Origin of the sequence: Mobilibacterium timonense, from assembly GCF_900155555.1 — a bacterium.
In the GTDB taxonomy this organism is placed as follows: Bacteria; Bacillota; Clostridia; order Peptostreptococcales; family Anaerovoracaceae; genus Allobaileyella; species Allobaileyella timonense.
On the sequence record NZ_FUHN01000008.1, the window covers coordinates 307427 to 319120 of the forward strand.

8 protein-coding genes are annotated in these 11694 nt (G+C 52.8%); 1 reads left to right on the top strand and 7 read right to left on the bottom strand.

Features of this window, described 5'->3' with window-relative positions:
- Positions 1-61: 61 nt before the first annotated feature.
- From rpsJ to BQ7382_RS07530, 5 genes are all read right to left on the bottom strand, one after another.
- Positions 62-373 (bottom strand): 30S ribosomal protein S10, encoded by a 312-nt coding sequence (gene rpsJ, locus BQ7382_RS07510; RefSeq protein WP_077391498.1) that lies wholly within the window; start codon positions 371-373, stop codon positions 62-64.
- A gap of 1540 nt (positions 374-1913) precedes the next feature.
- Entirely contained in the window at positions 1914-3443 is a 1530-nt protein-coding gene (locus tag BQ7382_RS07515) for a Mur ligase family protein (protein ID WP_077391499.1), read from the bottom strand.
- Between the two features lie 169 nt (positions 3444-3612).
- A complete protein-coding gene (locus tag BQ7382_RS07520) occupies positions 3613-4113 on the bottom strand; it encodes a zinc ribbon domain-containing protein (protein WP_077391500.1) in 501 nt (166 codons plus the stop codon).
- Between the two features lie 33 nt (positions 4114-4146).
- Complete coding sequence (locus BQ7382_RS07525; RefSeq protein ID WP_077391501.1) at positions 4147-5478, bottom strand: metallopeptidase TldD-related protein; 1332 nt, start codon at positions 5476-5478, stop codon at positions 4147-4149.
- Positions 5479-5612: 134 nt separating this feature from the next.
- Entirely contained in the window at positions 5613-7046 is a 1434-nt protein-coding gene (locus BQ7382_RS07530; RefSeq protein ID WP_077391502.1) for a TldD/PmbA family protein, read from the bottom strand.
- 139 nt (positions 7047-7185) lie between these two features.
- Between BQ7382_RS07530 and BQ7382_RS09555 the strand changes: the two genes are divergently transcribed.
- Entirely contained in the window at positions 7186-7419 is a 234-nt protein-coding gene (locus tag BQ7382_RS09555; protein ID WP_083708779.1) for a hypothetical protein, read from the top strand.
- A 94-nt stretch (positions 7420-7513) separates the two neighbouring features.
- Here BQ7382_RS09555 and BQ7382_RS07540 read toward each other — a convergent pair whose 3' ends face one another.
- Both BQ7382_RS07540 and BQ7382_RS07545 read right to left on the bottom strand, forming a co-directional pair.
- Complete coding sequence (locus BQ7382_RS07540; RefSeq protein ID WP_077391503.1) at positions 7514-8443, bottom strand: site-specific integrase; 930 nt, start codon at positions 8441-8443, stop codon at positions 7514-7516.
- Positions 8444-8489: 46 nt separating this feature from the next.
- Positions 8490-11681, bottom strand: a complete 3192-nt coding sequence (locus BQ7382_RS07545) for a type I restriction endonuclease subunit R (protein WP_077391504.1) — start codon at positions 11679-11681, stop codon at positions 8490-8492.
- Positions 11682-11694 lie beyond the last annotated feature (13 nt).

Below are 11694 nucleotides of genomic sequence, written 5' to 3' on the forward strand. Positions count from 1 at the left end.
TTTCTTACAGCGGATCGCCCTGGTTTGGCCTGTGCCCTCTCATGCGATCTTTCTAATCAGCTTAGAGCTTGATCTCTATATCGATTCCAGCAGGCATATCGAGCTTTGTGATAGCGTCGGTAGTCTTTGTGGAAGCGTTAGTGATATCGATCAGACGCTTGTGAGTTCTCTGCTCGAACTGCTCTCTGCTGTCCTTGTACTTGTGGACAGCCCTGATGATGGTCACGACTTCCTTCTCTGTTGGCAGAGGGATAGGGCCGCTTACATCAGCGCCTGTTCTCTTCGCGGTCTCTACGATCTTGGCAGCGGACTTGTCCAGCAGTGCGTGATCATAGGCCTTGAGTCTGATTCTGATCTTCTGTAATTCGCTCATTAGTGTTACCTCCTGTGATTTGTACGGTTTTCGCTATGCTTGTACAGGACCTCGTTTTCTGAATTCCGCGATCTTATTGTTTCTGCGCTTCTGAAAAAGTGTTTTCGTCTCTCGTCATTCCCCGGGAGGCGTCTTACACGTCTTCGTGCGTTTCCTCAATCATGACGCAGAATAAAAAAAGCGAACCCCTTCGCCCCCATCTGGTGAGGACAATTCTCCACGGAAATTATCTGTTAGCCCAGTAACTTCCCGCTTCATCGCCTTAAACAAGCCTTTAGATTATACATGGCCGAAAAATCAAACGCAACAGTTTTTTAATATTTTTTCGGGCCAAAACAGCGTTTTTCTTGTTTTTATTTCCAGTCATTGCAAGGTGTTCACGCCCGTTCTGTCATACACGGTTTCACGCGTTTCCTCGCGGTGTGTATTTTACCGGTTTTTCCTTGAAAAATCAAGGGCTGCGCCCTTTTCTCACGCATCGCGTATTTTACCGGAGACCCGCCAGCTCCGCCAGGCGAAGTCCTTTTTTGTGAGATCCCACACAGCAGCTCCCGGTGCATACCTATAAATACACAAAAAAACATATTTTCGTGCGCCACGCACGATTATTTGAGGTATAATGCAGACAAGAAAAGAAGAGGAGCTCAAACAGAGATAGAGCAAATCTGATTTTGGGAGGTGGGTCCAATGACACACTAACACCTCAGCAACCATCAAGGCAGACCGGCAGAATCTCATAGACGGTCAGATGGAAGCAGCCTTCCCTTCGTAGCGGGGGTCGGGTCGATGGTCCAGACGGGCGGCAGTCGAAGTTCAGGCGTGAGGCAAAACGCATGAAGGTGTCGAAGCCGCAGGCGAAACGCCGGAGGAGCGTTCGCGAAGGCAGTCGGGCCCTGGATGTATTCCAGGTACAGACATCGGTTCAGCAGACCGGGTCTGGAGACACGGTTCCGGGAGTGAAGGGACGATCCCAAGGAGCAAGAGCCTAAGGTCGGGGACGAAGTCCAGTTCCGGGAAGCATTTCTGGCAGGTCGGTGGAGATCCTGAGTACGTCAGGAACGGTCTTCCGGCAGAGAAGATGAATTTCTCCCGCCGCTCTCCCGAGTGAGAGACAGGGTGTGGGAACCGCAGCGATCAGTTGCATGATCTGAGGCCGGTGCAGATTCGGGGCGAGGGCCACGGGATGCGGATGGATAACAGCCGAGGAGCAACAACTTAATACGAATTGGTTATCACTATTGAACAGGATACGGTAAAGCGAAGGCGTCATCGGTATGACGCAGTAATCTGCAGGGTGAGTGAGTTGCACAGCAGGAGAACAGCCACAGGTCACCATGAAGCGGAAGTGAGCGCGTATCAGGTTATTACTAAGGATGCTGAGGATTCAGCTGAAAGAGTAAGATGAGAAAGAAAGAAGTGTAAATGGAGCCAGTTAATTAGCAGGCGGTACGTCCGAGAGTTGGAAGTACCGCCTTTGTTTTGCCTTTTTCTGTTTAATGGTCCTTCGCTGGGCCCTTTGATCTTACATCAGATCCTCACATCACATTCCGGCGGGATGCCTCATGTCATACTCCCGGATCTGCTTTTCCACGTGATCCACATCGGACGGACAGTCAACGTACTCCTGGCCGATCTTCTGCCGGGTCTCCCGGCCCTTTCCGGTCACCAGGATCATCGCGGGCCTGCCGCTCTCCTCCGCCTGACGAAGGGCTTTTTTTATGCCAAGGCCTCTGTCATCCACGATCTCGTACGGGCAGTCCTGCTTAGTGACGTACCGGGAGATCTCGCGGGAGATGTCGTCGGCCGACTCTTTCCCGGGATCCTCGGGAACGAGGAAGACCTTGCTGGAATACTTTCCGGCTATTCTTCCGAGGTCCGCCCTCCTCTCCAGGGCCTTTCCGCCCGGACAGCCAAATACGGTATAGATGCTGCGGTCCTGCCCTTCTTTTTCCACGGTCTCGAAGAGCTTCCTGAAGCTGAGGCCGTTGTGGGCGTAGTCCACCACGGCGACGATCCTGCTGTCGGCTGTGGTGAAGATCTCCATGCGGCCGGCGGCGCGGGCCTGGATGAGGCCTTTACGCACGCAGTCCTCAGGGATGCCGCAGACTCCGGCGGCGGCGATGACGGCCATGGCGTTTTCAACATTGAAGAGTCCCAGCATTCCGATGGCAAATTGTCCGCTGATATTTTTTCCTTTTACTTTGAATGAGTAACCTTCTCCCCAGTTCTCAATGTCGTAGCCATAGTAGTCGGCGCCGGGATCTTCAATGCTGAACGTCGTCACATCGCCTGCGCTGTGGGCGGCCTCGAGAGCCATGTTCGAGAAACCGCTGTCGAGGTTTACCACGGCGTGGTCGGTCATGGGGAACATCTTCATCTTGGATTCGAAGTAGTCCCCGAAGTCCTTGTGCTCCACGCTGCTGATGTGATCTCTGGAAATATTCAGGAAGACCCCCACATTGAAGCGGAGGCCGTCCACTCTATGATATTTGAGGGCCTGGCTGGAGACCTCCATCTCCATCCAGGTTATCCCGTTTTCGACTGCCCTGGCCATGTGCCTGTGGAGCTCCACCGCCTCAGGGGTGGTGAGGCGGGATTCTTCGACTGTTCCTCCGTCGTAGTAGCATATGGTGGACAGGAGCCCGCTTGGCTTTCCTCCGGTCACCTTCATGTACTCGTCCACCACGGACTTCATGAAGCACGTGCTCGTGGACTTTCCCTTTGTCCCCCCGAAGGCTATGATATTCAGGTTCTTCCAGGCGCTGCCGGAAAACTTGTCCGCCAGCACCGCCATGGCCTTCCGGATGTCTGAGACGATGATGCCCGGAACGGGAACATCATAGCTCTTCTCGGATACGTAGGCCACGGCCCCCAGGTCCACGGCGTCCCGGAGGAACTTTTCCCTGAAGCCCGCACCTTTACAGATGAAGAGAGTACCTTCCTTCACTTCGCGGGAATCGAAGGTCAGGAAAAGGACTTTTTTTCTCCTGAAGGGCTCCGGGACGCCGGTGACCAGGAGGTCAGTAACCTGAAGGATCTTTTCGTATTCGTCTATGGAAAAAGCTGTCACTAGTCTTACTCCTGTTTACAGAGTCTGGATCTTTTACCTAAATCTTTCACCTAACGTAAAGATACTAGCACCAATAAAGGCCCCGTTGTAGCTCGGAGCCTCATCTTTAAGTATTCTTAAGTTTTCCTTCATAATTATCCCAGGTTTCTGACGGGCATTATGGATCTTTTTACGCCTCTTTGCGCGGAAGCTCTGCCCCGCACTCGAAGCAGTACTGCTGTCCCGGCTCTACCTGGACGCCGCATTCCGGGCAGTAGAGGGCCTTGGACTCGTCCACCGCGTCCATCACGGTTATGTCCACTCCGTCCTTCACCTTGTCCGAAATCTTGCGGGCGTACTGAGCGATCTTGTAGTTCTGGCGGCTGAGCGCCACGGCGCCGGCGTGCTTCTTCGCCCCGGCCTTCAGGCGGTCGTACTCCCCGTCGTCCGACAGGATCAGCATGGAGACGGTGCCCGTCTTCTTCTGTATGAACGACAGGTTCCTGATCTGGTCACAGTACAGTATCGTGTACATGTCAGAGAGATTGACCACTCCCCTGTCCAGCGGCCGCCCCTCCGGATCCATGACAAGCATGGCGCTTCCGGCGAATACGGCTTTCCCCGCATTCTGAGGCTTTCCGTCCACAATGTAGTGGGCTCTCGTAAAAGTTATCGTGTCCTTGTTTTCCATTTGTTTCGTTTCGCTTTGTCCTGATCTATACAGCTAGTTGTCTTCTATTCCCGTCACGGTGACGTTCCTGAGCAGGGTAACGGCGGGCACGAGCGCAGTGCCGAACTGCCGGGTCTCTCCGGAAAAGCTGAGGCCAGCCATGAGCTCTCTCACGTTGCCGGAGACCGACCCGCCGGTGACCGTCTTTTCCTGGTCGCCGCAGTGCCAGTACCCCAGGCGTATCTCCCCCGCCATGTCCCCGGTGAGGGGATCCACGTCGAAGCTGGAGAACTCCACCACCTCCAGGTAGTCGCCGCTCCGCAGCTCCTCTTCGGAAACTGAGCCGCCCTCCACCTGATAGTTGTAGACAATGGAGCCATCCTCGATGCCCAGGTAGCTGCAGTACTGGCGGCCGCCCCAGAACCTGCGGGGAACGTTCTCCTCCAGGAGCACCCGGTCCGCCTCGGGGCCGCCCTGGCTGTCGAAGCTGTGGTTTTCCGGTGAGTTCGGGAGGTATCTGACCTGCCTTATGGTCAGCTTTTCCCGCATCTCCTCCTCCGGGTCGATGGACCTTCCGATCTCCCAGTCGCTGAACTTCCGGTAGATATTCGCGGCGTTCATCTGGGAAAGGAAGTATTCGTAGATCCGGCAGCTGTCCTCGGTGGAGAGCATGAGATCCGCGGTGCCCATGGCCGGCGTCGGCCCGGCCTCGAGCCTGTCGCGTCCGTACCGGAAAAGGTCTGTCACGTAGCTCTTCAGCTCCGCCGCGTCGCAGGTGCCGAAGGACGGCAGGCGATAGAGCTCGATCTCCTTGTCGCCCTTTCTGGCATTCACCACCAGCTCGAGGGTGGACTGAGGGTAGTTCTCCGTGAGATCCACTCCCCTGGAGTTCATGTAGTGCCTGGTGATGTCCCGAACGAATATCTCGTAGGAATTCATGTATTCCGTGTCCGTCTCAGGGAGACTGTCCATGGTCTCTATGAAGTCCTTTGCTATCCGGAAAACGTCGGCATCCGCCTCGCCCTCTCCGGCAGCGCCGGTGCCGCCGGACTCCGCGTCGCGGTCATCTTCTTTTTCCATGTCCTCGGGGCCGTGGAGGGAAAACTCCGGGTTCTTCACGAACTCCGCCTCGGTGAGGAGCTGCGAAATGCAGCTGCGGATCTCCTCGTCAGTGGAGCCCTGGGGGATCTCCATCTGGGCGCTGCCGGTGAAGCCCTCCTCCAGCGCCCTGTACACGGTGACGGAGGTGTGGCGCGTCTCAACGGCGCGGTTCTGGTCGAGGCGGTGGCGGATGAAATAGAACTCCCAGTCTTTTTCAGTTGTATCTGTGAGCTCCCAGGCCCAGGCGTCCGAGGCCCGGAGAGCGTCTGTTATCTTATTTATCATTTCTAAAACTCCTGTCGCGTGTGATACCACGCGAATCTCATCTGTGGCGATCCCTGCCGGATCAGCTCGCTCCGTCCTGTCTCACCTGCATTATGCATCGGCACGGCGCGGGCATCGCTTCCGCCGACACGATCTTAACCAAGTCTTGCCCTGGCCTTGAGGTAAGGGCCGCCGTCGGCCACCTTGACCCACTCCTTGTGGCCCTTGCCGCAGCCACCGTTTCCTTCGATGACCCTGTCAGTGGAGGCCATCGAGACCGACTTCAGCAGGTCCGGCACGAAGCCGGTGAGGACCACAGGCGCCACCATCTTGCCGGTGAGCCTGCCGTTCAGGATCTCGTAGCCTCTTGAGACGATGCACTGGATGCCCCAGTGTTTCGGGTCCTCCATTCCGCTGTCCATGCCCTGGAGCAGGTAGCCGTGTTCTATCGACGCGATCATGTCATCCAGACTGTCGCTACCCGAGTCGAAGACCGTGTTGGTCATCCTGGTGTAAGCCTTGTGGGCGAAGTTCTGGCGCTTGCCGTTCCCGGTAGGCCTGATGCCAAGGCGCTCTGCCGCAAGTGCGTCGCAGATGCCGGCCTTGAGTATTCCGCGGTCGATCTCCGTCACGTCTCCGGCCAGGGTACCCTCGTCGTCAAAGGCGTATGCGGTGACGCTCTCGTCACAGAGGGCGCCCTCGTGCATGGTCACCAGGTCTGAGCCTACGCGCTGGCCCATGTGATCCGCAGCGATAGCCCTGTGCTTCACGAACATGTCCATCTCCACGCCGTGGCCGAATGCCTCGTGGGCGATGAGACCGGTGACGTCCGGTGCCGTGATTATGTCGTAGGTGCCGGCGGGCACGGGCTCCGCGTCCAGCATTTTCACGGCCATGTCCGCGGCCCTGTCCACCTTGTCCAGCAGGCCCCTGAACATCTCCGGCCCCCGGCAGCCGGACACGACCTCGTAGGCCATGCGGTTCCTCCCGTCCCTGGCGGCGACCACGGCTGACATGGCCTCAGAGTAGACGTAGCTCTGGCGGAGGTATCTGTTCGGCGTGATGAACATCTTGGAAATGTGAGTGGACTGGGCCCTGAGGATGGTCTCCACTATTTCCTCTGAGGCCTCCAGGCCCTTGCGGGTGATCTCCTCCAGGAGCTCCATTATCTCCCGGACGACCGCCTTCTCAGGCAGGACCTCAGTCTCCTTTTCCACGAAAAGCTCTTTTTCCTCGTCCGCCAGGACTCCCGTTTCGTAGACCTGCGTACCGGTGAGCCTGAGGAGCTCCAGCTGGGCGTCCAGCTCCTTCCGGATCCTGCCGGCCAGCGCGGGGATGTCGTCCCTGTCAAAATCGTTGAAGGCGTACTCGCTGTACAGGCCGTCCCTGCAGACTCTCACCACGTTGCCGCGCTCGGTGGTCATGGTGCTGTGGCTGGCCTGCCGGCCGCTGCGGGAGCACACGAGGGTAAGCCCCGGCGAGTCGGTGGACAGCACGCTGACGTAGTCGTAATCCGGGCGCAGGAGCTCCACCAGCTCCTTCATGGCACCGGATATGCTGTTGAGATATGTCGAAAATGGTGCTTTCATATTGTGTTCTCCTGGTATTTCTCCTGGTATCTCTCCTGGAAAAAACGGGTGGCAGTGCGAGGTGCCGCGGCAAAGGCGGCAGGCGTCCCGCGGCGCGGATTCCGGCACTGCAGAGGCTATTATACCATGATATGGGGGAATGGCGCAGTGGGATCCATCTGGCGATCATACGAAAAAAGAGCGGAAGGATCAGCTCCCCCGCTCTTCCGTGTTTTTGCATCATTCCCAGACGGCGGGCTGCACGCAGGCGTTTTTTATCTCTGCTGCAGGCAGCGCCGAGGCGCGAATGCCGGACTACCTGCGCCGTGCGACCTTTTTCCTGGCCGCAAGAAGCGACATAAGGGCTATCGACAGCACCAGCGTACCGGCGTAAAGCCCGGTGTGGGTCTCGTCCCCTGTTCTCGGACCAGCACCGCTGCTTTCAGGGCGTTACCAATGTATCGATTCTTCATTGGCTATTTTTCCCGTTACATCAGATTCGACAAAGACCTCATTACCAGATCAACGTCCTGGTTCTCAAGTTCCTGAATTATATGCAGATATGTTTTCTGCGTAGTAGTCATACTGGCGTGGCCAAGACGTCTTGCTACGCTTGGCAGTGAAACGCCTGCAAAAAGAAGTATGGACGCATGTGTGTGCCGAAGTCCATGTACAGAAATAACAGGTATGTTCAACTTGTTGCAATGGCTTTCCAGTATATCGTTCACTGTGGAGTTATAGACCTTCTCGTTCGGCACAAATATAGGCCTGTCTTGAGGAAGGTCCTTAACCAGCGTTGCGAACTGCATGACGACCTGCCAGTCGATCTGTATTTTCCTTACTGAAGACTTATTCTTCGTTGGAGAAAAGCCACCTCCATCTTTATAATTCCATGTTTTATTGACCGATACAGTCTGGTGCGCAAAATCGAAGTCAGCCGGAGTTATCGCAAGCGCTTCGGAAAAACGCATGCCCGTCTTCGCTATCAAAAGAATGAACCAGTCCCAGCTGACCTGATCACCCAGATCCAGTCCTTTTAACAGAGTGTGAAGTTCAAATTGATTGAGATATTTGATCTTCTTTTTTGACGGTGTTTTCCCCTTTATTATCACCTTTCTTGTCGGATCTCTGGGAATGAGGCCTTCGTCGACCGCATCCAGAACAGCGCCCTTGAGCTGATGGTGAAAATCCATGGTCGTCTGCCGCTCATGCTCTCTTGCATATTCATTTATTATCTGTTGATACGCAATCCTGCTCACATCGCAGAGCTTCAGATCAGGCGCAAGCTTTTCGACCCATTTCAGGCTCATTTTGTACTTGGATAATGTGACGTCTCTGATAGCACCCTCTTTATATACAGACACCCAGTTGTTGAAATAATCCACAAGGTGATCAGTTGATTGAAATTCATTCAGCATAAAATAATTCTCCTTTTATGCCAATGAAGAACCGACCTTCATCCGATCATTTCTCACCAGTCTCTTCATCATCTGGCTCAGGGATATCAAATCCACCCGAGAGCACGAAGTCTGTCAGGAGCTTATTTGCACGATTTCTGACCTTAAACGGAGGCATAGAATGTCCTTCTTTCTTCGTAAAATACTCCTGCGCTTTATCTCTCACAACTGTGGATTTGAGTTCATCAAATCTGCCGTATTCGTTCAGATTGTTCTTTGTTGGATGTGCATCCATCACTTTTCTCAGAAGCTCCTCCGAACACCCGGTGATCTCTACCAGTCGACTGATCTGTTCATCCTTCTCACTTTTCGCATACTGTGTAAGATAGTCCTGAAAAGTCCTCCCCTCCTCCAGGACCGCATCTCCCGTCTGAACATCGTGCAGGAACAGGTTCGCATGCTTCTGGTCTTCTTGAGAGAGGAATGCAAACGATTTGTGCAGTTCAGCCAGAGTCTCGTCCAACTCCACCGGATCCACATCTGGATCACTGAGTTGCTTCTTCCACTTCTCAAATCTTGAATTCATGTAATTCTGATCTATCACACCTGTATTCTGCTCTGAGAGATACGGATCGATCGGGAATGTTATTTCTCCATCCTCAACTCCATCAGGCCCTCCATCTCTTCTAAGTTCTTTATAACGCATAAGAAGGATCTCATACTGGTCTTCCGTTGGGATCAAAGGGATCATCACTTCTTCCCTTTCGTCCTCAGCATCGATCTTTGAGGAGTATTCTTTTTTATCCCAACTGAATCCCTGAATTTTTGCTGCCTGCAGGTAAGTCGAAAATTCCCGGAACAATTTGGCGAACTTAGCTTTAGACGGTGTGTCATCCGGCAACCGGTCAAGATCTGTGATCCCTGCGCTTTTGAAGATCTCTTTCATATCCAGGAATGACTCATTCATATGTCTCACATTATCTGGAAGATGGTCCGCAAAAAGGCCCTGCGGCCTGTCGCCAGAGAACAGCTTTACCGCATCCTCTATGTTCCTTTTCATCGTGTGAGGCATCCTGTAGTATCTGATGGATCCGAACGGCTTCTCATTAATGTTGAACAGTCTGTTCGTCCTTGAAAAAGCCTGTATAAGGTTCTCATACACCAACACCTTGTCGAGATAGAGCGTATTGATCCATTTTGAATCGAACCCTGTAAGCATCTGGTTCACAACTATGAGAAGATCCAGTTGTTTTTCACTGTCTATACGATCATATGGCCTCTTGTGCGCCAGCCTGGCCGATACATCCTTCTTAAACTTTCCATATCCACCGATATCGAAATGCTGATCGTACATCTGATTGTAATCTTCAAGCATCTCCTTCAGGCCATCCTCCTTGTCAAGGGAACGCTTCCCGCCCTTGTTGTCGATACTCGGATCAAAGAGACCGGTGACCTTCAATTCCGGAAATCTCTGGCGGAATTTCTTGTAATATCTGATCGCCTCCGGGATACTCGATGTGGCAAATATGGCATGAAACTTGTTGTTTCGGCTCATGGTAAACCAGTTTTCTGCGATATCCTCTACCACTGCGTTCTGATATTCATCTGTGAGCCACGCCTCAGCCTCAACATAGTCTTCAATTCCGCGATGGCAATTTCCGTCTTCAAGCAACCTGCCGGCCATCGGGACTTCATCTGGCGACATGTAGTGATAGTATTTTTTGCTCATCGTCGGATCTTTGACCGCCTCTTCTTCTGACGAAGCACCCGACTTCTGCAGCGCCACCCTTTTCCTCAGATCCCGGTCTTTGTACACCATAACCATGGTCGGATCAAATCCGAGGACGTTTTTATCTCTTATGCCATCTGCAATGCTGTACCTATGAAGTTCATCGCCGAAAATGTCCGCCGTTGTGGTCAGCAGTTTTTCATTCTCCTGAAAAACAGGCGTGCCCGAAAAGCCGAAGAATAACGCATTTGGAAAAGTCTTCTTGATGATCGCAAGCATATCGCCAAACGTAGAACGATGGCATTCGTCAATAATGAACACTATCCTCTTTTTCTGTATCTTTTCCAGATCCTTTGACTGCATTTTTACATCGGCGTCTTCCTTGATATTGCTCATCTTCTGGATAGAAGAAACTATCAAGGTGTTTTTAGTGTCCGTGCTTGTCAGCTTCGATATCAGAGCAACCGTGTCCTCTGTTTCCTGTACATCGTCGATGTTATCAGAAAATGCCTGGTATTCCTTTAATGACTGAGTGCCCAGCTCTATGCGGTCCATCAGAAACACGACCTTATCAGCGTCCATGGAGCTTGCGATAAGCTGGGCAGATTTAAAGGATGTCATTGTTTTACCCGAACCTGTTGTATGCCAAACGTATCCTCCAAGCTGGTTGCCTTCTGACCAGTCGTTCTTGGAAACCTTGTCGGATATCTTGTTTGCCGCATAGTACTGGTAACTGCGCATTACTTTCAGAACGCCATCTGAGTCGTCTGCAACGGTATAGAATCCAATAAGCTGATGCGCCATCGGAATGGAAAGGATCGTAGAAGCTATGGTCCTCCAGTCGTTGATCGGCTCGTTGTTAAAATCCGCCCAGTGAAAATAAAAGTCCGGATTAAACTTGCCGTCCGGTCCCGGATTGGCAAAATACAATGTTTCTTCCGGATTCATCGCAACAAAGATCTGGACCAGAGAAAACAGGCCGGTGTAGACACCTTCATGAGCATACTTCTCGATCTGATTCACCGCCTCCTGAACTGGTACCCCTGTCTTCTTCAACTCAATATGAAAAACAGGCATGCCGTTTATAAGGAGCATGAGATCTCCCCGTCTGTCCTGAAGCACCTCCTCATGACGGTGGAACTGTGGCTGCTCTACGATCTGGTAACGGCTCTGCCCAGCCGCGATCTCCTGCCGATCGTATATTTTCAGGCTTACCTCTTTACCATAATGGAGCTTGTCCTCCGGATTTTTACGTGTTATAGCTACAGTTTTTCCGTTGATGAAACCATTTATGGCATGAGGTGTGCGGGCATTTTTCACCTGTTCCAGGAGCTCATCCATTTCTTCATCTATGAGAGGACAGTCATTGAGCCTGTCGATATTTCTGTTGTTTTCGAAAAGGATATCTGCCCAGTTCTTTATCAAATCCTTTTCAGTAGGATTGCAGATTACTTCCTTCTCCCATCCATAACTCTGCAATGCAGCGATAAGAGCTCTTTCAAAATCAGCCTCTTTCTCAAAATGATCCATAATAATTGCTCCT

What these genes read in the sequence shown, in the direction of transcription:
- rpsJ (WP_077391498.1), bottom strand. Translation starts at nt 373, where the DNA reads ATGAGCGAATTACAGAAGATCAGAATCAGACTCAAGGCCTATGATCAC.
- BQ7382_RS07520 (WP_077391500.1), bottom strand. Translation starts at nt 4,113, where the DNA reads ATGGAAAACAAGGACACGATAACTTTTACGAGAGCCCACTACATTGTG.
- BQ7382_RS07525 (WP_077391501.1), bottom strand. Translation starts at nt 5,478, where the DNA reads ATGATAAATAAGATAACAGACGCTCTCCGGGCCTCGGACGCCTGGGCC.
- BQ7382_RS07530 (WP_077391502.1), bottom strand. Translation starts at nt 7,046, where the DNA reads ATGAAAGCACCATTTTCGACATATCTCAACAGCATATCCGGTGCCATG.
- BQ7382_RS09555 (WP_083708779.1), top strand. Translation starts at nt 7,186, where the DNA reads ATGGCGCAGTGGGATCCATCTGGCGATCATACGAAAAAAGAGCGGAAG.
- BQ7382_RS07540 (WP_077391503.1), bottom strand. Translation starts at nt 8,443, where the DNA reads ATGCTGAATGAATTTCAATCAACTGATCACCTTGTGGATTATTTCAAC.
- BQ7382_RS07545 (WP_077391504.1), bottom strand. Translation starts at nt 11,681, where the DNA reads ATGGATCATTTTGAGAAAGAGGCTGATTTTGAAAGAGCTCTTATCGCT.